Here is a 22,324-nt window from a genome sequence, read left to right as displayed (position 1 = left end):
CCACTATCTTGGCTGCAGTTTCTCTTGCCGTTGCGCAGCCTCAAGATTGAATGGCTGTTCGGTTGGCTGACACTCGATAACTCTCTTCACCATCAGAAGTTGCCCATTCAGTTCAAACCCTTTCTTTTGAAAGACGATTTCAGCACTCTGGCTATCCTTTATCGTTCCCTGAATAACGACATAGGTATCATTTGCCAACTCGACATAGCATTTTCTATCCACGACAGCATAGACATTGGCCGCATTTGACAACGCCATCAGCCAGAGGATCATTTTCATTGTGGCTCATCCTCATACAGGTATATTTTCTTGGGCGTCATATCCATTTCAGCCTCCTCCGCCCCTTCCGAACACTCCCCCTCGCCGGTACAGCGCTCTGGAACCCCTTCTCCTTCGTCTTTGAGAATCACCTCTTCACCCGGGGCACCACCAATAATCCGGATCTTTGAATCATCACCAGCATGGATCACTAGATCATCGGCCACCTTGTTATTGACTTCCACATAGCGTTCCGGGATTTCATTACCATCCTGATCCACCACATATTTGAAAGAGGTACCGTAATGCATGTCGACCATATACTGCCGCATGGCGCCTATCGACTGAATCGTACACTCCTCGAATGACTGAACCTGCGGCAAAAAAGAGGTGAAATAGAGCTTGCCTTGCAGCACAACCCCAGACCCCATCGACTTCTCTCCTGACTCGGCTAGCCAATATTTCCAACCCAATTTACTGGTGATGGCAGCTCTCAAACTAAGCAGGTCATTGGTGTCCGTGACACCAGCCAGAGGATCAACCGATACGTCATACAAGTCCGTCATCGTGATAGGGGCTGGAGCAGCAGTGTTATAACTCTTGGTAACTACCCCGTAGTCACGCAACATAAAATAGGCGTTTTGCACGGTAGACTCGGACGATGGGCGGTTTCGATCACCAGAACCAATCAACACTGCATCGAATGGCCTATCTTTGAACGAGAAATAATCTTCGCCACTAATTACCGTCTTGGTCACTTGCTTGTTTATAGTACGTACCAATACAGGCTGAGTGAAAAAGCGGCGGTCATTAGCCTGTACATCATCAGACCCAAGACTGGCAAACTTGAAAATACTCCAGGAGCTAGTACTGGTTGAAGGCATATCCAGGCGCCAGATATTGCCGCCTGTATCACCAGCATAAATTCGGTCAGTTTTCCCATCACCATCACTGTCTAGAGTGGAAACTGACCCCGGCATGCTATCAACCATCGCAGTCACCTGCTTGTTGGTACTGGAGCCAGCTCCAGGTGTTGCGCTGAACACAAGAGCACCACTATCGGCATCGACCATGTAGACGCCCATACCCTTGCTGTCAGAGCTACCTATCCCGACTTTACTCTTATTGGCATCGTAACCACCGGAAAAAACCATCACCAATCGCTTGTTGCTCGGAGGAGCATCCCAAGGAATATAAGCCACCTCCGGTACTGACCAGGTTTCCCCCAGTAATGAGAAGCCCGCAGTCTGACTATTGATCGTCCATTTCAAGCTGGGGGCATCTGGATTGGTAATATCGAGTGCATAGTAGCTACTACCACCCCCTCGCAAACCGAAAAGCAGCCAGACAAAGTCTCCCTCGGATGCCTTGATAACACCATTCCTGTTGGCATCCTTGATCAACGCAACCGGTGAAGCATCAACACCGTAGATATGATCGCCAGACTCGGCATTGAGACGTAGAGCTTCTTGCCTGGGCAACAGTTCATAGGGGATCATGGCCCAGCTTTCATCAACCGTACTACCGAGATCTTTGAACATATGCAGGAAACCAGCATTGGTTCCCATAAGGATCCGCAAATCAGGGGTACAGGTACTCTGGCCTGAAGCAATGGAGCAACCATAATTGACCACCAATGGACGAGAGTGCAGGGGGTCTCCCACTATGTATGGCCGAATGGTGGTACTGGCATCATAATCTTCATCGTCCACATCGACACCTTTTGTCCAGTCGATCTGTCCGTCAAGCTCGGTGGCACTGGCTAACCGCATGTAGCTGGCCAAATTGTCGGCAGAGCCTGCGATCGACACCAAATTGGCTTTGTTAAAAGCGTCCAATCGCTTGGGCGATGCAACCGTATTGATCACATAAATATTGCGATTGGTCTTCTCTGCCAGCATGGACTGCACACCGCCCTTGGCAACCAGATTGCCATCCCGTTCCGATGACCAGTAGGTCTGAGCCTGATCCAGAATGGAACCATCTACCTTGATGGCGGGCAAACCGTTAACATCTGCCACATACCCATCACCAGACAAAACCAGCTTCTTCAGGTTACCCTTCCAGCGCGGCCCGGTATCAGGCTCGAACATGGCGTAATAGATATTATTGAGGCTGCGAGTCCGGTCAAAGTTGTTAGTGGTGATAGCTGGCGACACCAGAGAGGTGTTTATCCGCAAAATGGCTAACAGGGAAGATCGCAACGCCTGTGTGAGCGCTTCAGCACTGACCGCAGGGTAATATTGGCCACCTCCACGTCTCGCCGTTTCTGCCAGCAGATTGCCCGCCCCAGAGATCGCGTCATCACCAAATCCCACGGTAAACGTGGTAACAGTCTGCTTGCCGGGCGATGAAGTATTTACATCCTTGTTCTTCATGTAACCAGCCATCGCGGCCAGATAGCTCTTGGAGGTGCCGGAACCATATCCCACTGTTGAGCCGTAGGCAGCCCGTTCATCTGCACTTAGCGAATCCGTCAACGCCTTTACTGCACTGTCAGCAGCCGTATCGCTGGTAGGCGCTCCATCAGTGACATAGATGACATAGCCATTATTTGAACATTTGTCATAAGGCGAGGTGTAAGTACCTTCCGGCTCTTCAGCAAGCTTGTCCCGCGTACCACCTTGCTTGCCATAAAGTACAGATTGCCCTCCATAGAAACGGTAGGCTTCATAGAGGGTTTCACATAATGGCGTATTGGTCGTAGCCGACAGGTCTTCCACAGTATTGAGCAAGTCCTGTTCGGCAGTAATGGTGCCGACAATATCGTCGTTACTGAGGATGCGGCGTACCACTCTGCCACCATTGGTGCTGGTACTATTGTTGGTATTGAATATGGCCAAGCCGAAATCAACCCCAGGAGTGGAGGAGATCACCGACTTGACCGCATCCTTGGCGATACGCAAGCGTGATTCAACGGCATAACCCGTCGGCCCGTAATACCAGCGGATATAGTTGGCAGTGTAGAGAGTTACACTGGTATTGCTACCCGATGTGGCATTATTCGCATTAGCGGTGTAATACCACTCGCCGCGAGTGTTGCTGGTTTTGTCGACCGGATAACCATCGCCGACCGCCCCCACCACCAGCGTTCCGTTGAAAGGATTGGCAGGATTGCGGTTCTGAATATCCTGCTTGCAGTCGACAATGGTGATGTCATCTTCGTACTTGCCAGAGATGGTCTCCCAATCCCCCTGACGAGGTAATCCATTGCGATAACTTGAATAGACATACGTCCAGACTTGGGACTGAAAATAACCGACCGTGCTTAGGGGGGGCTTTGATGAGGCGCAAGCATTGATGCTGTCGCGAAAACGCTGATAACTATTGATGGCGGGCACAGAACCATCGGTCGAGTAATAGATATAATTACGCGAATTACTGGTATCAGGATCCCGGCTCAGCGCTGGATAGACAGTGGCAGGATTATACTTTTCCCGCTCCAGCTCCATGGTTTCGGCCATACTGCCAGAGTTGTCGAAAATGATCAGCACCTTGGGCCGATAATCTCCCGCTTTCGAAAAGTCATAGATGAACAGTTCGGTATCATCCGAGTAAGCATCGCTGGCAACAGCTGGCACACTAAGTGCACACAGGGCCATCAGCCACAGTTTTCCATGATGTAACATCGCTGTCGCTCCTATTCAGCCGTCTTTAACAATGGCTGTTCGACTCCAACCGTCCACGTCATAGGACGCCCCTGTTTTCCGTACGCTTGGCTTGCCTCGAGCTCTACATAACGGCAGGCTGGTATGACGTTCTTGCTGGTCGCGTCAAATCGGCGCTTGCACACTGTTTCACTTCTATATTGCATGGTGGCGTTACCCATAGAGCCACTCACTGTTGATGTTGCCGTCGAAACCGAAGGCATCTGAGCAATCTGGGTAGCAAGCCCTGCTTGCTGCATGGCGCCACCTATGATGCCCTCTACTCTGTGTTCGACTTGCTGTAACGCTGCCGCCGCTCCACTAGCACGTAAATCCATACCCCCAGATTGCATCAACACCACGGCAATCAAAGTCAAAGGGGCCAGAATCACCAGCGCCACGATCAATGCCACGCCACGTGAATGCTTCACTACCCACCTCCCGCCATCACCATGGGATTACGCAGTACCACAGTACTTTCCAGCAACAAGCGTCGAAACCCATCCCCATTGCCAGCCACGCTGATATCTCCCAGTTGATAGACATTGTTGTTGGTATAGCGACTGGATGCCTGCAGCGAGCGCACAAGCAAAAAAACACGGACTGCGATGACCCGCCCCTCGCCCCACTCTTGCGAGGTGACTGCATCTATGGCGGAAAACTTGTCTACACGACCATCCGGCACATTGCTGGTATCGACCCCAAACAACAGCACCATGCGTTCAATACCATCAACCAAAGCCCCAGATATCAACCAAGAACCGCCATCAGCAGTGAGGATACGCTTGCGCAGTTCAAAACCACCACGACCATTAGGCGAGAGGTAATAGACATGATGCTGGTACTCCCAAATCTGACGCATCGGCATGGCCGCCTCGGAAGGCGCAGTCTCATTACCTCTGAATAAATGAGCCTGTTGAGTATTGGTGGCCATATAGAAACGATTGGCATCTAGTCCTCCTGTCACCGGATTGCCAATCAGGCGCTTGATACTGATAACATCCGAGCCAGCAACGCGAGTAGAAGATGAGATACAGGCAAAACCACTCATGGTGCCTGCAGCACTGATATGAGTAACCCACAGCGGGCGTACTGGAAAAAGGTTGGAGGGTAGACTCCCTTCATTTCTCTCATCCAGACAGTCATTTGTCACGGTAGCATCAGCAGACAAAGTGAGCTCATCACCCGCAATCAGAGCCCCCCCCGTGAAATCCCCCCAAAACCCGGCCCAGCGTAAATCCTGAGTGATGAGACGCATGGCAATTCGACCATTTTCGAGCAGCTCACTCTGATCGAAGGACTCATTGGTGGTTGCGCGGGAGGCCACAAAAATACTCATCACCCCACCGAGTAGAAAAACACCAATCACCATTGTGATGAGCCATTCAACCAGCGTAAATCCATGATGTTTCATAGCGTCGTCATCAGAACGAACTGACGCCTCGTTAAATCAACACCTGCAATTCCACATGCCGTCGTAATCGTTGACGCAACGCCATTTGCCCCATCATGAGATGATTCACGTCCAGCCCAAAAAATTGAGACCGTCAATGCATTACTGGTTCCCTTGATAATACAGCCGGTGGGATTTTGTAATGTTGCTCCGGCCACCGAAGCAGCACTTCCAATTAATGACTGTCGCCAATAATAAAGATCGAGATCCCGTAACTGAGCATCGCTACAGCTGCTCATAGTGCCATTTTCATTAGCGCAGGATGGCAATGATGAAGTTCCGGCGCTGACAATCCAGGTATTGTTAGCTTGCGACTCCCAGACTCCACGGTTGACTCTGAGCCTCTCGACCATATCGTTAGCCAACCAGCTGGCAATTGTTCGTTGTCGGGCTTCATATCCGGAAAACTTCGACTGAGCCTGCATAGCAACCAGTCCCAGCAAGCCAAATGACAACACTACTGCCGCTATCATCACCTCCAGCAGGCTGAATCCCCTCTCATGTGATGAAACATGAATGGCCATGGCTATTCCCAACAGCTATTGCTAGCTGCACCAGAGGCACTTTTGACACCCAACTGATTAATGGAAAACACCGTGCAATCGGTATCTTTGGCTTGGGCTGTCGTCACGCCAGCACTGGCTGACAAGGTGTAGGTGTTGCCTGATACGGCAATAGATAATTGATACAGGCCATTCTCAGATGCACTACTGATACCAAGAGCAGCAGCAGAGGATGCATACTGATTGAAATCCATAAAATAGGTTTCTTGCCGATTGGCTGCATTGAGCAGCATGGCCTTGGCTTCGACACGATGACTGGTCAGCACATATTGCTGATAGGCGGGATAAGCGATGGTGCCAAGAATCGCCACGATGGCGATGACAATCATCAACTCAATAAGAGAAAAGCCACGAAAGTATCCAATCATATCCCATCCTTGGTGACAGACTGCTTCATAAGTTTAACGCCGAGCCTGTCTCTTGAACAAACCCGGCGTCATTATCAACACACTTTATTCTTAAGCCTTCCTGGCTGCACTCAAATTATTCTAAGTTCGGGAGGAACCTCAAAGACTACGTTCTCTTCACGGCCAGGATGCTCGGCGACCACCTTGCCACCCAGCTCCCGCAGGCGGGCAATCACGTTTTGCACCAGCACCTCGGGGGCTGATGCACCTGCAGTGACGCCGATCGCCTTCACCCCTTCCAACCAGCTCGCCTCGATCATCGACGCATCGTCGATAAGATAGGCTCTGGCGCCCACCTTCTCGGCCAGCTCGCGCAGCCGGTTGGAGTTGGAGGAGTTGCGAGACCCCACCACCAACATGGCGTCCACCAGCCCTGCCATCTCCCGCACCGCATCCTGACGGTTCTGGGTGGCGTAGCAGATATCATCCTTGCGTGGCCCCTGGATCTTGGGGAAGTGCTTGCGCAGCGCATCGATGACGTCAGAGGTCTCATCCACGCTCAGGGTGGTCTGGGTGACGAAGCAGAGGTCATCCGGATTCTTCACCTTGAGCTTGGCCACATCTTCCGGCGTCTCCACCAGATACATGCCACCCTCACGGTTCTCGTACTGACCCATGGTGCCGATCACCTCGGGGTGGCCAGCATGACCGATAAGCACGGCTTCAGAGCCCTTGCGACTGGCGCGATGGACTTCCATGTGAACCTTGGTCACCAGCGGACAGGTGGCATCAAATACCTTGAGGGCGCGGGACTTGGCCATCTCGCGCACTGTCTTGGCCACGCCGTGAGCAGAAAAGATGACGATGCTGTCGTCAGGCACCTCGTCCAGCTCCTCGACGAAGACAGCGCCCGCATCTTTCAACTTGTTCACCACATAGCGGTTATGCACCACTTCGTGGCGGACATAGATGGGGGCACCGAACTTCTCCAGCGCGCTCTCGACAATGCTGATGGCGCGATCAACACCGGCGCAAAAACCGCGAGGGTTAGCGAGCAGAATATCCATTAATGCACCTTCTCCTCATCATCAACGCCCAGGATCTCCACCTCGAAGGTGACGGTATGACCGGCCAGCGGGTGGTTGAAATCGACCGTCACCGACATCCCGGCTACCGCCCGGATGATGCCCGGCAGCTCGCTGCCATTGGGCTGATCGAACAGGATGATGGTGCCGACTTTTGGCTCCACATCGGCGCCAAATTTGGCACGGTCGAGATGGTAGATGTTATCGGGGTTGGAGAGGCCAAAGGCCTCTTCCGGCGCCAGCGTGAAACTCTTGCTCTCCCCTTCGCTCAGCCCCAGCAGGCACTGCTCGAAGGTGGGGGTCAGGCTGCCATCGCCCATCCGCAGGCGGGCAGGTTTGCCGTGCAGCGCCGTGCTGTCGGCAACCGAGCCATCTTCCAGCTTGATGGAGAAGTGGAACAGCACGCTGCTGTTAGCGGTGATCTGCTGGCTCATGCCTGCTCCTTTTTCTCACCACGGAAACCGTCCAGCACAATCATGGCGGCCCCGATAAAGATAAAGCTGTCGGCCAGATTGAATGCTGGCCAGTGCGCACGCTGCCAGTAGAAGTCGAGGAAATCGACCACATGGCCCAGCACCAGTCGATCAAAGACGTTGCCAAGGGCGCCGCCGATGATGAGTGAATAGGCGATACCGCTCCAACGCTGGGTCACCGACTGCTTGCGCAGCCAGTGGATCAGCAATCCACAGATGGCAAAAGCCAGCACCGCGAAGAACCAGCGCTGCCAGCCCCCCTGATCAGCCAGAAAGCTGAATGCGGCCCCCTTGTTGTAGACGTGAACCAGGTTGAAGAAGGGGGTGATCTCCACCCCCGGGTAACCAAATGGCAGCAACTTGACCACGGCGAGCTTGCTCGCCTGGTCCAGTACAAAGGCCAGCACTGCCAGCCACAGCCAACGCAGGCCGCTTTTATGTTGAGTCATGTTCATCAGGCAAATTGACGAGTTTCGCCGTCACCCTCAACGTTGGTGACGCAGCGCCCACAGATCTCTTCGTGACCCGCGATAGTGCCCACGTCCTCTACATGGTGCCAGCAGCGGTCGCACTTTTTGGCTTCAGAAGGCATCACTTGAACTCTGAATACGAGATCCAGAGGCTGAAGACCAAACAGTGTTCCAGGGACTGATTCATCCTCAACGTTCGAAACCTCATGAATTTCCACTTTCGATGTCAAGAAGACAAAGCGCAGTTCATTCCCAAGCTGTTTTAACCTATTAGCCAAGCTCTCCTCAGCATAAAGTTTCAGGCTAGCTTGTAGAGAACTACCAATCAGCTTTTCGCTACGAGCTGTTTCGAGTGCTTTATTCACCTCACCACGAACTGCCAACAAGTCATCCCAAAAACGGTTATCCAATAACTCATCATCAGCCAAACCAAATAAACCCTGATACCACTCCTCAGTAAACACGAACTCGCCACGATCACCCGGCAGCAGTGCCCAAATCTCGTCAGCGGTAAAGCTCATGATCGGCGCCATCCAGCGCACCATGGCCTCGGCGATGTGATAGAGCGCAGTCTGGCAGGAGCGACGGGCCAGGCTGTCAGCCTTGGCGGTGTACTGACGGTCCTTGATGACGTCCAGATAGAAGGAGCCCATCTCGATGGAGCAGAACTGCATCAGCAATTGGGTCACACCGTGGAAGTTGTAGGCATCAAACGCCTCTGTGATCCCTTTCTGTACCGCTTTGGCACGACCCACGGCCCAGCGATCCACCACCACCATGTCGGCAGGGGCCACCATGTCGGTCGCCGGATTGAAGCCGTTCAGGTTGGCCAGCAGGAAGCGGGCGGTGTTGCGAATACGGCGATACGCATCGGCAGAGCGCTTGAGGATCTCGTCGGAGACGGTCATCTCGCCGGTGTAGTCAGTGCTCGCTACCCACAGACGCAGGATGTCTGCACCCAGCTTGTTCATCACGTCCTGCGGGCTCACCACGTTGCCGATGGACTTGGACATCTTGCGACCCTGACCATCCACGGTGAAGCCGTGAGTCAGCACCTGGTTGTAGGGAGCCTTGTCTTTCATGGCCACACCGATCATCAGGGAGGACATGAACCAGCCACGGTGCTGGTCAGAACCTTCCAGATACATGTCGGCCGGCTTGCCATTGAACTCGGGACGGGCATCAACCACGGAAGCGTGGGTAGAACCGGAGTCGAACCAGACGTCCAGAGTGTCAGGCACCTTGTCGTACATGTCGGCATCGGCACCCAGCAGCTCGGCCTTGTCGAGATCCCACCATGCCTGAATGCCGGACTGCTCGACCCGCTTGGCGACCTCGTGCATCAGGCGCACGGATTCCGGGTGCAGTTCCTGGGTCTCTTTGTGGACGAACAGGGAGATGGGCACACCCCAGGTGCGCTGACGGGAGATACACCAGTCAGGACGGTTCTCGACCATCGCCTGAATACGGTTTTTACCCCAGGCCGGTACCCAGCCGCTCTGGCCTTGCTGGGCAATGCCGTCCTTCTCGATGCGCTCGATCTCTTCCAGCGCGCGCTTGCGCAGACCCTTTTGCTCCATGCTGATGAACCACTGTGGAGTAGCACGGAAGATGATCGGGGTCTTGTGACGCCAGCAGTGCGGATAGGAGTGGTTGAACACCTTGTGATGCAGCAGGGCGCCGCGCTCGGTCAGCACTTCGATCACGGAGGCGTTGGCCTTGAACACATGCTGACCGGCAAACAGTTCGGTATCCGGCAGGTAAACACCGTTGCTGCCAACCGGGTTGGCCACTTCCAGACCGTACTTCTGACCGACCACGAAGTCTTCCTGACCGTGGCCAGGTGCGGTGTGAACGGCACCGGTACCGGCATCCAGGGTGACGTGGTCACCCAGTACCACCGGCACGTCGAAGCTGTAGAAGGGGTGGTTGAAGCGCAGCAGCTCAAGCGCGGCGCCCTTGGCGTAACCCAGATTGTGGAACTTCTCGATACCGGCGCGATCCATCACATCCTTGACCAGCTCGGCGGCCAGGATCAGACGCTCGGGATGCTCACCTTCAACCTGCACCAGTGCGTAATCCAGATCGGCGTGCATGGCGATGGCGCGGTTGGCTGGCAGGGTCCACGGAGTGGTGGTCCAGATCACCGCAGAGATCGGGCCCTTGCCGGTGTGGCCTTCGGCGCAGTCAAACTTGGCGGCAACGGTCGCCTCATCAACGGCCTTGAAGCGCACATCGATGGAGGGGGAGTTTTTGTCGTAGTACTCAACCTCGGCTTCAGCCAGCGCGGAGCCGCAATCGGTACACCAGTGCACCGGCTTGGAGCCTTTGTGCAAGTGGCCGTTTTCAACGATCTTGGCCATGGAGCGGATGATGTTGGCTTCGGTGCCAAAATCCATGGTCAGGTAGGGGTGTTCCCAGTCACCCAGCACCCCCAGACGGATGAAGTCGGTCTTCTGCGCTTCGATCTGGGTCTTGGCGTATTTGCGGCACTCGGCGCGGAATTCGGCAGCGGAAACCTTCTCGCCCGGCTTGCCGACCATGCCTTCCACTTTCAGTTCGATAGGCAGACCGTGGCAATCCCAACCCGGCACATAGGGGGAATCGAAACCGGAGAGGCCCTTGGACTTGATGATGATGTCTTTGAGGATCTTGTTGACCGAGTGACCGATGTGAATGTTGCCGTTCGCATAGGGGGGGCCATCATGCAGAATGAAAGAAGGCTTGCCCGCTTTGGCGCGGCGAATAGCGCCGTAGAGATCCTGATCGTACCAACGTTTCAGCATGTTGGGTTCGCGCTTGGCCAGATCGCCACGCATCGGAAACTCGGTTTCCGGAAGATTCAGGGTGTGTTTATAGTCGCTCATCAGTCCTGGGTTCCCTTCTTTTCTAAAAGAGTGCTGGGTAAATTGAATTGTGGCAGCCCGAACCAGGCTCGGGCCGCCAGGGCATCTCGTTCGATCTGCTCTTTCAAGGCAGTGAAAGAGGCAAACTTCTGCTCTTCGCGCAGCTTGTGGCGAAGCAGCACCTTGACCTGCTGACCATATAGATCACCAGAAAAATCAAACAGATGTACTTCCAATCTGGCTTGTGTACCGCTCAAGGTCGGCCGTACACCCACATTGGCTACACCGGGGAAGGTCTTGCCGGAACATATCACTTCCACCGCAAACACGCCACCGACCGGGATCACCTGACGCTTGAGGGCCAGATTGGCAGTGGGAAAACCTATGGTGCGCCCCAGCTTGTCGCCGTGGGCCACCCGGCCGCTGATGGTGTAGGGGCGGCCAAGCATCAGCTCCACCTCCGCCATCCGGCCCGCCTTAAGGGCTTCACGCACCAAGGTGCTGCTGACCCGCTGCCGTTCGAGCTGGAAGCTCTGGGTGCTGATCACCTCGAAGCCGAAGCGATGGCCCGCCTCCTCCAGCAGGTGGAAATCCCCTTCCCGCCCCTTGCCGAAGCGAAAATCATCGCCGACCACCAGATAGCGCACCCCGAGCTTCTCCACCAGCAACTGCTCGATGAAGGTCGAAGCCGCCTGCTCGGCGAAGCGGTGGCTGAAGCGCACGCAGAGCATGCGATCGATATCCAGCCCCTGCAGCGCTTCGTACTTTTCCCGCAACCGGCTCAGCCGGGCGGGCGCCGCCGTGCCGGCAAACAGCTCCAGCGGCTGCGGTTCAAACAGCATGACGCAGGCGGGCAATCCCAGCTGGGCCGCTTTCTCCTTGAGACGTGCCAATACCGCATGGTGACCCTGATGAACCCCATCAAAGTTGCCAATGGTTAATACACATCCCCGGTGACGGGGCTTGAGATTGTGAATGCCGCGAATAAGCTCCATCAGTGCCTTGTGCGTTGCTGCCATGGAAATCGGCGGATTATATATCAGGCAGCAGGCAGGGTCAGCCCTCATAGCCTGATTTCAACTATCCGGGCCCAATCCCGCCCCTTGGCGGCGCCATGGGGCACTATCCCCATGGCGCAGCAGGATCACGGCTACTGCTGCCCCGATTTAAGGTGACGCGGCCGAATGCCCAGCAGCAGCAACACCACGGCATAGACCGCAGCCCCCAGCGACAGCAGCATGGTCAGCTGCAAACTGGCCTTGCCCATGCTCCATGCGCCCCACTGGGCCAGATCCGGCGACAGATAGGCGAGCACGCCCCCCATCAGCACGCTGGCGACCAGCAGCTTGAGGCAGAACACGCCGGTATGGCGGGAGGGACGATAGACGCTCTGCTGGTACAACCCCTTGAACAGCAAAGCCGCATTCAGAGTGCCCGAGCAGGCGGTCGAGAGCGCCAACCCCACGTAACCGAGCGGGTAGATGAAGATGAGGTTGCAGGCCATGTTGGCAATCATCGACATCACCCCGATCCGCACCGGCGTCTTGGTGTCCTGACGGGCGTAATAACCGGGTGCCAGCACCTTGATCAGCATCAGGGAGAGCAGACCGGTAGTGGAGGCCAACAGACTGGCACTCGACATGCTCACTTCATGCAGGCCGAACTCGCCGCGCATGAACAGCACCCGCAGAATCGGCTCGCGCATGACCGCAATGCCTATCATGGCGGGCAGGCCGAGCAGCATCACCATCCGCACCCCCCAATCCATGGTGCGGGAGAAGTCGGCCGGATCGGCATCCACATGCTTCTTAGCCAGCGCAGGCAGGATCACGGTACTGATGGCTACCGCAAACAGCCCGAGGGGGAACTCCAGCAGGCGATCCGAGTAGTAGAGATAACTGATGGCACCGGTCGCCAGGAAAGAAGCCAGCATGGTGTTGACCAGCAGGTTGATCTGGCTGACCGATACCCCGAACAGGGCGGGGATCATCAGGGTGCGGATCTTCACCACCCCCGGGTGATTCCATCCCCACTTGGGCCATACCAGCATGTTGATTTGGCGCAAAAAGGGGTACTGGAACAGAAACTGCACCAAACCGCCCAAAAAGACACCAATCGCCAGCGAGATCTCAGGTTTGTCCATCAGCGGCGCAATCCACCAGGCCGCCGCAATCATGGTGATGTTGAGAAACACCGGCGTGAACGACGAGACTGCAAAGCGGCCGAAGGTGTTGAGGATGGCTCCCGCCATGGCGGTAAAAGTGATAAACCAGAGGTAAGGGAAGGTGATTTTGAGCATCAGACTGGCGAGTTCGAACTTCTCGGCCGCGGGGCCGCCGTTCAGCCAATCCCAGAACCAGCCCCAGCCAAACAGCGCGGTCAGCACACCCGACCCCAGCACCCCGAGCAGGGTGACCACAGTCACTATCCCCCCCAGCGTGCCCGCTACCGCCGCCAGCAATTCACGCACTTCCCCCTCGTCGCCATTTTTCTTGTACTCCGTCATCACGGGAACAAAGGCCTGGTTGAAGGCACCTTCGGCGAACAGACGACGCAGAAAGTTGGGAATGCGATTGGCAAAAAAGAAGACGTCGGCGGCCACCCCGGCACCGAGCAGATTTGCGATGACCACATCGCGAACCAAGCCCATTACGCGGGATGCCAACGTCATTCCGGACACTATCATGCCGGATTTGATCAATTTCTTACTCAAGACGAGGCCTCTGGAACTGTCAGAATGAAAAGAATGCTGCTAGAATCGGCCGACAGTTTAACCGTCTCCCTACTGACACACCACCGGGAGGCGGTGTTTATTTGCACAAATCATTTGACAATATGTGGTTGGAAGGGCATATTTCCGGGCCTTTTCAATACACTCGCTAAGACAGTTTTAGGAGTTTTACCTTGGCTAACATCAAATCTGCTAAGAAGCGCGCTCTTCAGTCAGAAAAACGCCGTCAGCACAACGCCAGCCGTCGTTCCATGACCCGTACCTACCTGAAGAAAGTCATTGCTGCTATCGCCTCTGGCGACAAAGCTGCCGCGACTGCCGCTTTCGCTGTTGCTCAGCCGATCATGGATCGTATGGCGACCAAAGGCCTGATCCACAAGAACAAAGCTGCTCGTCACAAGAGCCGCCTGTCTGCCCAGATCAAAGCTATGGCTTAATCAGCGTCTGCTGATCAAAGCTGAAAAAACCGGCCTTAGTGCCGGTTTTTTATTTATCTGCGCTGCAATAAAGTCGATGCAGCAAACTGATCATTTCACGCACCTCATGGCTGCGCAGCGAATAGTAGACCGTCTGGGCCTCTTTGCGCGTCGTCACCAGCTCATCCCGCCGCAACAGCGCAAGATGCTGTGACAAGGCCGACTGACTCAATCCCAATCGCTCGTTGAGCTCCCCCACCGACAGTTCACGCTCCAGCAACTGGCACAGAATAAACAGCCGCCGTTCGTTGGCCAGCGCCTTGAGCAAGGCCACCGCTTTACTCGCATTGGCTTCCATCTCTTCAAGTTGCATCACATCTCTCCTCTACCACTGATCGCCGATGATACGTGGTGACGGGTCGTTTTAAAACGACAGGGTGGCCGGCTGGATGGCGGAGAAGTTCTCTTGGCCGGAAAAGAGAAAGGTAAAATCGCTCTCACAGACCCGCTTCACCGCCGGATGCTGGATCATCCGCTCGGCGAAGATGACGTAATACTCCTCCATCAGATCCTGAGTTTCCCCGATCAGCATCACCCCCTCCCCCTCGAGGATCTCCTCCCGATAGATGGTGGGAGCCATAAAGATGCCCTGATTGAAGAAGCCAAACGCCTTCATCAAGGCGGCATCATCAAACTCGCCAAGAATGCTGGGAGAAACCCCCTGCTGCTCGAACCACTGGGTCAGCTGACGCCCCATGGCGGTACGGCGACCGGGGATCAGTAGCTTGCGCTCTTCCAGACAGGCGGGAAAGGGCTTTTCGGGCAATGGCGCCTTGCAGAAGAAGCTGACGCCACAGCCGCCCAACCGCTTGGAGAGCAGCCCCGCATGCTGGCTGGAGTCCACTGGGCAGTCGGAGAGGATCATATCGAGCTTGTGTTCGCTCAGCTGCTCCAGCAGCAGTTCGTGGGTCGATTCGAAACAGCGCAGATGGATGGAACCATCATTGGGGATGACAGAGAGCAGCACGCGGCTGGCAAGGCGCTTGGAGAGGGCATCGGCGATGCCGACGTCGAACAGGATCTGGCTCTCCTTGCGGTAGTTGACGATATCGAGCATCTCGTAGGAGAGGCTGAACATCTTGTCGGCATAGCGAAACACCAGCTGGCCCAGCTCGGTCGCCTCAAGAGAGCGCCCCTTGCGTTTGAGCAGCTTGCCCCCGAGGCGCTGCTCCAGCAGCTTGATCTGACCGGTGACGGTTTGCGGGGTCAAAAAAAGGGCTTCCGCTGCCTGGGTAACGGAGCCCTTCTTCTGAGTCATCCAGAAATAGTAGAGATGGTTGTAGTTAAGGTGTGACATCCGATGGGGTTCCCGCTTGACGCGGACTCCGGTAGCAGCTGAGTTCAACCGCCAGAATGTCATACATGTCGCTAACCGAGTCAACCTTGTTCGCGCCAAACTGCTCCATCAGACTGGCCTTGAGGCGTGCCTTGTCCGGCATCCGGTCAGCGCAATAACGCTTGTTGGAGCGCTTGACCATCTCGCCAGCCCGGCTGCTTAGCGCCCGCTCGGAGAAGGTCTCGCCAAAGCGCGCCTTGGCCTGCTTGTCCCCCAGCAGCAGGGCACTGTCTACCACTCCGTTCAGATAGGCAGAGCAGTTCGCCGAAGCGGCGTCCTGCTTGCAATCCTCCAGCCCGCCGGCCCAGGCCGCTGGGCTCAACAACAGCATCAACAACCCTGTATGCAGCTTCATAGTCCCTCCGTACTCTGTTCCCCTTCACCCTTGGGAAGGGCCATGCGCAAGGCCAGATAGCCGACTACCGCCGCCATGGTGGAGCCCACCAGGATCCCGAGGCGAGAGTAGCTGCCGTAATCCAGCCCACCGTGCTCGAAGGCGAGCGACGCGATAAACATCGACATGGTGAACCCGATGCCACAGAGGATGCTGACCGCAAAAATCTGCTTGAAGTTGACCCCAGGCGGCAACTGGGCGATGCCCAGCTTGACCGACAGCCAGCTGATGGTGAACACCCCGAGCGGCTTGCCGATAAACAGCCCCAGCATGATCCCCATGGGTACCGGACTCAGCAGGGAGGAGAGACCAATCCCTTCCAGCGATACCCCTGCGTTGGCAAAGGCAAACAGAGGCAGGATCAGATAGGCACTCCAGGGGTGCAGTTGATGCTCCAGATACTTGAGTGGCGAGGCGTAACGCTTGCCGTTAAGCGGAACCATAAAGCCCACCACCACACCGGCCAACGTCGCATGGACACCAGACTTGAGCACCGCAACCCAGAGCACCAGACCAACCAGCATGTAAAGGCTGATCCTGTCCTCACCACGACGATTCATCCAAAGCAGAGTGAGGGTTGCCAGAATACCGATGGCCAGCGCCTCCAGCGACAACTGCTGGGTATAGAAGAGTGCGATGATGATTATGACGCCGAGGTCATCCATGATGGCCAGCGCCAACAGGAATACCTTGAGGCTCACCGGCACCCGCTTGCCAAGCAGCGCCATCACCCCGAGGGCAAAGGCGATGTCGGTCGCAGCCGGGATCGCCCAGCCAGCGCGCGCCACTTCATCCGAATAGTTGAAAAAGGCGTAGATCAAGGCCGGAGCCAGCATGCCGCCCACCGCCGCGATGGCCGGAAAAGTCGCTTGCACCCGAGAGGAGAGCGCCCCTTCCAGCATTTCACGCTTCACTTCCAGACCAACCAGCAGGAAGAAGATCGCCATAAAGCCATCGTTGATCCAGAGCAGCAGTGGCTTGTTGATGTCGAGAGCCGCGATGCGCACCTGCACCGGCGTGTCGAGAAACGCCTGATACCCGCCAGCCAGCGCGGTATTGGCTAAAATCATTGCCAGCATGGCAGCCATGATCAGAATAATTCCGGAGGCGGCCTCCAGCTTCAGGAACTTTTTGATTACGTCACTCATGGTTAAATTTTCCACCGTATTGCTTTGGTTTGAGTCTATCCCTTGCAACAACCAATGGAAAATCGTTTCTTGCTGCTCAATACAACGAAAAAACCGAAGGCAAAATAGAACATACCTGCTATAAGCAGGTTTTTCCTCGTCTCTGGCTACCGTTTTATTAATCAATAAAATGAATTTTCAATTATTTAACTGCATAAAAAAAGGCGCCCTGAGGCGCCTTGCTATCAGATGGCGACGGGCGCCTTGATGCCGGGATGGGGGTCATAACCCTCGATCTCGAAATCCTCGAACTTGTAATCGAAGATGGAGTCAGGTTTGCGCTTGATCACCAGGGTCGGCAGCGGGCGCGGCTCGCGGGAGAGCTGCAGAGCTGTCTGCTCCATGTGGTTGGAGTAGAGATGCACATCACCGCCAGTCCAGACAAAGTCACCCACTTCCAGATTGCACTGCTGGGCCATCATGTGGGTCAGCAGGGCGTAGCTGGCGATGTTGAACGGCAGGCCGAGGAACACATCACAACTGCGCTGGTAGAGCTGGCAGGAGAGCTTGCCGTCCGCCACATAGAACTGGAAGAAGGCGTGGCAGGGAGCCAGCGCCATCTTGTCCAGCTCGCCCACGTTCCAGGCGGAGACGATGATGCGGCGCGAATCCGAGTTGTGCTTGATGTCATCCACCGCCTTCTGGATCTGGTCGATGACAGACCCGTCGGCCGCAGGCCAGGAGCGCCACTGCGCGCCGTAAACCGGCCCCAGATCGCCATTCTCGTCGGCCCACTCATCCCAGATGCTGACGCCATTTTCCTTCAGATAAGCGGTATTGGTATCCCCATTGAGGAACCAGAGCAGCTCGTGAATGATGGAACGCAGGTGGCACTTCTTGGTGGTCACCAGCGGGAACCCCTCCGCCAGATTGAAGCGCATCTGATGGCCGAACAGGGAGACAGTACCGGTGCCGGTACGGTCAGACTTGACGGTCCCCTCATCGAGGATTTTCTGCATCAGGTCGAGATAAGCTCGCATTATTTCGCCTCCTTCACGGCATTACCGAACAGCTGCGGACGCTTGTAGGCGGCCCAGATCATCAGGGCACCGGCGATAATCATCGGGGTGGAGAGGATCTGGCCCATGCTGATCTCCTGGAAGTAGAGACCGAGCTGGCTGTCCGGTTGGCGCACAAACTCCACCAGGAAGCGGAACAGGCCGTAGAACAGCAGGAACATGCCGGAGATGGCACCGCGCGGCGGATTCTTGCGCCAGAACAGGTTGAGGATGATGAACAGCACCACCCCTTCCAGTGCGAACTGGTAGAGCTGGGAGGGATGACGCGGCTCGGGGCCAGCCTCCGGGAAGATGATGGCCCAGGGCACATCGGTGACCCGGCCCCACAGCTCGCCGTTGAGGAAGTTGCCGATCCGGCCAACGCCGAGACCGAACGGAATTAGCGGTGCCACAAAGTCGGCCACGGTGAAGAAGTGGCGCTTGGTCTTGTGGGCAAACCAGATCATCGCGGTGATCACCCCGATCAACCCACCGTGGAACGACATACCGCCGGTCCAGATCTTGAACAGATAGGTGGGATCCGCGAGGAAGAGATCGAAGTTGTAGAACAGTACGTAACCGACACGGCCACCGAGGATCACCCCGAGGAAACCGTAGAACAGCAGATCCGATACCTCGTTGCGGGTCCAGCCGCTGTTCGGTGCATCGGCGCGACGGCCAGCCAGCCACATGGCAAACGCGAAACCGAACAGGTACATGAGACCATACCAGCGTACCGATAGTGGTCCCAAACTGAATGCTACGGGATCAATCTGCGAGAAAACCCAATATCCATCGTGCTGCATATGCGGCCCCAGTCAAAATAAAAGCCGCATTTTCCGATCATTCGTCAGCAGGGACAAGGCATGATTATCAATCACTCTGTTTCGATTTATGACCGGCTCGCAGCAAACCGCCCAAACCATGCTCCTCCAGATAGCGGGCAAACAGGCCCCGCAGTACGTGGGGGTTGTCATGTTTGAGGCCATCGGCCATCAGTTCGGTCAACTCGCTCAGGGTGGATTGACGCAGCACGTACTTGATCCGAGCGATGTTGTGGGTGTTCATACTGAAGCGGCGATAGCCCATGGCCAGCAGCAGCAACACACCAACCGGATCACCGGCCAGCTCGCCACACACCGACACCGGCTTCTGGTAACGGTGGGAAGCATCAACCAGCTGTTGCAGGGCGCGGATCACCGCAGGATGGAAGGCATCGTAGATGTTGGCAACCCGGGAGTTGTTGCGATCCACCGCCAGCAGGTACTGGGTAAGGTCATTGCTGCCCACAGACCAGAAGTCGATGAGCGGCGCCATCTCCGGCAAAATAAAGAGGGCTGAGGGCACCTCGATCATCACCCCAAGGCTGGGGTAGCGGATCACCGCATCGCGGCTCGCCGCCTCTTCCGACACTTCCCGCCACGCCTGATCCAGCAGACGACGGGAGGCTTTGATTTCGCTGACGCTGCTGATCATCGGCAGCATGATGGCCAGATTGTCCAGCCCTTCACTGGCCCTCAGCATCGCCTTGAGCTGCACCAGAAACAGTTCGGGGTGATCCAGGGTGATCCGGATCCCCCGCCAGCCAAGGAAGGGATTTTCCTCGACGATGGGGAAATAGGGTAACGGCTTGTCGCCGCCCACATCCAGCGTCCGCATGCAGACCGGCCGGTTGCGGTAGGTCTCCAGAATGCCGCGATAGCGGGCAGTCTGCTCCCACTCGGAGGGGAAGCTCTCCTGCAGCATAAAGGGGATCTCGGTGCGATAGAGACCGACCCCGTCCGCCAGCTGATTGAGGGAGATCTCGGTATCGGCACTGAGCCCGGCGTTGAGCAGCAGAGAGACCTTGGTGCCGTCGGCCGTCTCGGATGGCAGGTTGTCGACGCTGCGCACCAGGGTATCGAGCGCCCGCTCTTCGCTCAGCAGCTGACGATACTCGGTCAGGATCACCTGATTGGGCTCGATGAAGAGATCGCCGCTGTAGCCATCGACGACCAGCATGCGACCACCGATGTCACCAAGGGGCAGATCTACCCCCATGATGGCGGCCACCCCCATGGCGCGGGCCAGAATGGCCGCATGGGAGTTGGTTCCCCCCTTGAGCGAGACCACCCCGGTCAGATACTCGCGGGGCACTTCCGCCAGAATGGTGGCTGTCACCTCGTCGGCGACCAGCACCACCGGCTCGCCGATGGAGATATGTTCCGGTTCATTCTGCACCAGTCGGCTGATCAGCCGCTGGGCAATATCCTTCACGTCGGTGGAGCGCTCCTGCAAGTAGGGATCCTTCATCCCCTTGAACTGCTCGATCAAGCGATCACTGATGAGCTTGACCGCAGAGACCGCAGTCCAGTGCTCCTTGCTCACCTTGTTGCGAATCGGCTTGATGTAGCCGGGATCGTTCAGCAGATGGAGGTAGATATCGAAAATCGCCACCGAATCCTGGCTGTAGCTCTCGCGAAAACGCAGCGCCAGACTCTCCAAGTCGTGCCGCACCTCCTCAACCGCCAGCTCCAGCCGCGCCAGCTGGCTGGCATGGTCTTCATCCTTGCGCGGGGTAATGGACGAGAGCGCTTTGCGGGGCCGCCACACCCAGGCCTTGGCCATGGCGATGCCGCTGGCACCGGCAATACCACGCAGTGGCTTGCTCCAGTCGGTCTTCTGCAACCACCCCTTGGCTTGCGCCTGAGCGATCCGCGCCGCCAGCTGGGCCGCCAGGGTGACCATGAAGGACTCTTCACCCTCATCGAAGCGGCGACTCTCCTTCTGCTGCACCACCAGAATGCCAACCACCTGACGCTGGTGCATGATGGGAGCGCCGAGGAAGGAGCGGAACGCCTCTTCGGCAACATCGGGCAGGAATTTGAAGCTGGGATGCGCGGGGGCATCAGCCAGGTTGATCAGTTCTTCTCGCTGACCCACCAGACCGACGATGCCCTGCTCGTAGGGCAGAGTCACCTTGCCGACTGCGGACGGGGCCAAGCCGTCGGTAGCCGCCAAGCGATAGCGGCGCACCTCGGGTTCCGAGACATAGACGGAGCAGCAGTCCACTGCCATGGCGTGCCGGGTCTGGCTCACCAATGCCTGCAAGGCCTGCTCGAGGGTATTGGCCTCGGCCATGCTCTCGACGATACGTCTCAGTTCCGTTAACAACTAATCTGTGCTCCTTAACGGGCGCGATTGCGTCGCCCATCCTTCTTGTTGACCTGCACTGCCGGCACTGGCATCGCCAGCGGGGCAAACTCTTTCATGACCCGGCGATAAACCTCCCGCTTGAACGAGACGACCTGACGCACCGGGTACCAGAAGCTGACCCAACGCCAGTCGTCAAATTCGGGATGGCCATGACAGCCGAACTGGATCCGCGACTCCTTGCCCGAATTCAGCTGTAACAGGAACCATTTTTGTTTTTGGCCAATACAGACCGGTGAACTGTCCCAGCGGACAAGACGTTTGGGTAAACGGTATTTTAGCCAGTTACGACTGGTGGCCATGATGGTCACATCTTCGGGCTTGAGGCCAATCTCCTCATACAGCTCTCGATACATGGCCTGCTCTGGCGTTTCACCATCATCAACCCCCCCCTGCGGAAACTGCCAGGAGTGCTGCCCATAGCGTTTAGCCCACAACACTTGTCCTTCACGGTTACAGATCACGATACCGACATTGGGACGAAATCCGTCGCCATCAATCACGTGATCACCTTATAAAGGCTGAATCTATAAGGAGATTGTTCCACATTCACTCCGTGGCAGCAAACAAGGAGTGAATCCCCTGTTTCATGAATAACTTTCAATTTCAAACATACTTATAAACAAATCCAAGGATCCGCGCCCCCAAGTTGCCCACCCAGGCTGTGCATAAAGCTGTTAGCAAACGGGTATATACAGTACTTTTTAACTGTACGCGAAAAGTGCCCCTCCGTATCACCACGCGACACAAAATATAAAAAATCATTATTTTTTATAAGCTTGAGATAAAACAACTGGATCTAGATCCATGTTCCCCCAAGAGTCAGATCCATGATCCGGATTGTGAACAAGTTCAACTGCTCAAAGAT

The 22,324-nt window shown here is 56.0% G+C and carries 21 protein-coding genes; 1 reads left to right on the top strand and 20 read right to left on the bottom strand.

Annotated elements, in window-relative coordinates; translation table 11 throughout:
* Nucleotides 1–3: 3 nt before the first annotated feature.
* The 12 genes from tapY2 to murJ all read right to left on the bottom strand — a co-directional run bounded on the left by tapY2 (nucleotide 4) and on the right by murJ (nucleotide 13,855).
* Nucleotides 4–279, bottom strand: a complete 276-nt coding sequence (gene tapY2, locus AB5Y83_RS20850; RefSeq protein WP_127006936.1) for a type IVa secretion system protein TapY2 — start codon at nucleotides 277–279, stop codon at nucleotides 4–6.
* Nucleotides 276–3,887: a pilus assembly protein gene (locus tag AB5Y83_RS20845; RefSeq protein ID WP_139430025.1), complete on the bottom strand. Its 3,612-nt coding sequence runs from the start codon at nucleotides 3,885–3,887 to the stop codon at nucleotides 276–278. Before AB5Y83_RS20845 ends, tapY2 begins: the two co-directional genes overlap by 4 nt.
* Nucleotides 3,888–3,898: 11 nt before the next feature.
* Nucleotides 3,899–4,336 carry a type IVa pilus pseudopilin TppD gene (tppD, locus tag AB5Y83_RS20840; protein WP_021230970.1) on the bottom strand — a complete coding sequence of 146 codons (438 nt, stop codon included), beginning with the start codon at nucleotides 4,334–4,336 and terminating at the stop codon, nucleotides 3,899–3,901.
* A complete protein-coding gene (gene tppC, locus AB5Y83_RS20835; RefSeq protein ID WP_106843895.1) occupies nucleotides 4,336–5,319 on the bottom strand; it encodes a type IVa pilus pseudopilin TppC in 984 nt (327 codons plus the stop codon). Before tppC ends, tppD begins: the two co-directional genes overlap by 1 nt.
* The gene (pilV, locus tag AB5Y83_RS20830) at nucleotides 5,316–5,882 is read right to left on the bottom strand and encodes a type IV pilus modification protein PilV (RefSeq protein WP_368175888.1); all 567 of its coding nucleotides are present in this window, start codon (nucleotides 5,880–5,882) and stop codon (nucleotides 5,316–5,318) included. Before pilV ends, tppC begins: the two co-directional genes overlap by 4 nt.
* 2 nt (nucleotides 5,883–5,884) lie before the next feature.
* The gene (locus tag AB5Y83_RS20825; RefSeq protein ID WP_279488838.1) at nucleotides 5,885–6,289 is read right to left on the bottom strand and encodes a type IV pilin protein; all 405 of its coding nucleotides are present in this window, start codon (nucleotides 6,287–6,289) and stop codon (nucleotides 5,885–5,887) included.
* 110 nt (nucleotides 6,290–6,399) lie between these two features.
* Entirely contained in the window at nucleotides 6,400–7,335 is a 936-nt protein-coding gene (gene ispH, locus AB5Y83_RS20820) for a 4-hydroxy-3-methylbut-2-enyl diphosphate reductase (protein ID WP_076494544.1), read from the bottom strand.
* Nucleotides 7,335–7,787, bottom strand: coding sequence for an FKBP-type peptidyl-prolyl cis-trans isomerase (fkpB, locus tag AB5Y83_RS20815; RefSeq protein ID WP_005341354.1), 453 nt, complete (start codon nucleotides 7,785–7,787; stop codon nucleotides 7,335–7,337). Before fkpB ends, ispH begins: the two co-directional genes overlap by 1 nt.
* The gene (lspA, locus tag AB5Y83_RS20810) at nucleotides 7,784–8,281 is read right to left on the bottom strand and encodes a signal peptidase II (protein ID WP_005340447.1); all 498 of its coding nucleotides are present in this window, start codon (nucleotides 8,279–8,281) and stop codon (nucleotides 7,784–7,786) included. The genes fkpB and lspA overlap by 4 nt, the downstream gene beginning before the upstream one ends.
* Entirely contained in the window at nucleotides 8,281–11,163 is a 2,883-nt protein-coding gene (gene ileS / locus AB5Y83_RS20805; protein ID WP_368175887.1) for an isoleucine--tRNA ligase, read from the bottom strand. The genes lspA and ileS overlap by 1 nt, the downstream gene beginning before the upstream one ends.
* Nucleotides 11,163–12,137 carry a bifunctional riboflavin kinase/FAD synthetase gene (ribF, locus tag AB5Y83_RS20800; RefSeq protein WP_111901026.1) on the bottom strand — a complete coding sequence of 325 codons (975 nt, stop codon included), beginning with the start codon at nucleotides 12,135–12,137 and terminating at the stop codon, nucleotides 11,163–11,165. The genes ileS and ribF overlap by 1 nt, the downstream gene beginning before the upstream one ends.
* A 155-nt stretch (nucleotides 12,138–12,292) precedes the next feature.
* On the bottom strand, nucleotides 12,293–13,855 hold the full coding sequence (murJ, locus tag AB5Y83_RS20795) for a murein biosynthesis integral membrane protein MurJ (RefSeq protein ID WP_368175886.1): 1,563 nt from the start codon (nucleotides 13,853–13,855) through the stop codon (nucleotides 12,293–12,295).
* Nucleotides 13,856–14,046: 191 nt separating this feature from the next.
* Here murJ and rpsT point away from each other — a divergent pair, with 191 nt between their 5' ends.
* Entirely contained in the window at nucleotides 14,047–14,310 is a 264-nt protein-coding gene (gene rpsT / locus AB5Y83_RS20790) for a 30S ribosomal protein S20 (RefSeq protein ID WP_005308808.1), read from the top strand.
* Between the two features lie 49 nt (nucleotides 14,311–14,359).
* Here rpsT and AB5Y83_RS20785 read toward each other — a convergent pair whose 3' ends face one another.
* The 8 genes from AB5Y83_RS20785 to rppH all read right to left on the bottom strand — a co-directional run bounded on the left by AB5Y83_RS20785 (nucleotide 14,360) and on the right by rppH (nucleotide 21,959).
* The gene (locus AB5Y83_RS20785; protein WP_013724128.1) at nucleotides 14,360–14,662 is read right to left on the bottom strand and encodes a metalloregulator ArsR/SmtB family transcription factor; all 303 of its coding nucleotides are present in this window, start codon (nucleotides 14,660–14,662) and stop codon (nucleotides 14,360–14,362) included.
* Between the two features lie 51 nt (nucleotides 14,663–14,713).
* Complete coding sequence (gene nhaR / locus AB5Y83_RS20780) at nucleotides 14,714–15,646, bottom strand: transcriptional activator NhaR (protein WP_005340434.1); 933 nt, start codon at nucleotides 15,644–15,646, stop codon at nucleotides 14,714–14,716.
* A complete protein-coding gene (locus AB5Y83_RS20775; protein ID WP_019445581.1) occupies nucleotides 15,633–16,040 on the bottom strand; it encodes a hypothetical protein in 408 nt (135 codons plus the stop codon). The genes nhaR and AB5Y83_RS20775 overlap by 14 nt, the downstream gene beginning before the upstream one ends.
* Nucleotides 16,037–17,227, bottom strand: a complete 1,191-nt coding sequence (gene nhaA, locus AB5Y83_RS20770) for a Na+/H+ antiporter NhaA (RefSeq protein WP_064338810.1) — start codon at nucleotides 17,225–17,227, stop codon at nucleotides 16,037–16,039. The genes AB5Y83_RS20775 and nhaA overlap by 4 nt, the downstream gene beginning before the upstream one ends.
* Before the next feature lie 224 nt (nucleotides 17,228–17,451).
* The gene (gene thyA / locus AB5Y83_RS20765; protein ID WP_021230959.1) at nucleotides 17,452–18,246 is read right to left on the bottom strand and encodes a thymidylate synthase; all 795 of its coding nucleotides are present in this window, start codon (nucleotides 18,244–18,246) and stop codon (nucleotides 17,452–17,454) included.
* Nucleotides 18,246–19,070, bottom strand: a complete 825-nt coding sequence (lgt, locus tag AB5Y83_RS20760) for a prolipoprotein diacylglyceryl transferase (RefSeq protein WP_031227775.1) — start codon at nucleotides 19,068–19,070, stop codon at nucleotides 18,246–18,248. Before lgt ends, thyA begins: the two co-directional genes overlap by 1 nt.
* 67 nt (nucleotides 19,071–19,137) lie before the next feature.
* Entirely contained in the window at nucleotides 19,138–21,417 is a 2,280-nt protein-coding gene (gene ptsP, locus AB5Y83_RS20755; RefSeq protein ID WP_005340422.1) for a phosphoenolpyruvate--protein phosphotransferase, read from the bottom strand.
* A 14-nt stretch (nucleotides 21,418–21,431) separates the two neighbouring features.
* On the bottom strand, nucleotides 21,432–21,959 hold the full coding sequence (gene rppH / locus AB5Y83_RS20750; protein ID WP_005340421.1) for an RNA pyrophosphohydrolase: 528 nt from the start codon (nucleotides 21,957–21,959) through the stop codon (nucleotides 21,432–21,434).
* Nucleotides 21,960–22,324 lie beyond the last annotated feature (365 nt).

The organism is Aeromonas sp. R5-4, assembly GCF_040908215.1.
Classification (GTDB): domain Bacteria; phylum Pseudomonadota; class Gammaproteobacteria; order Enterobacterales; family Aeromonadaceae; genus Aeromonas; species Aeromonas veronii.
The sequence above is the reverse complement of the archived record's forward strand: the minus strand, read 5'-3'. Positions and strand labels throughout refer to the sequence as shown.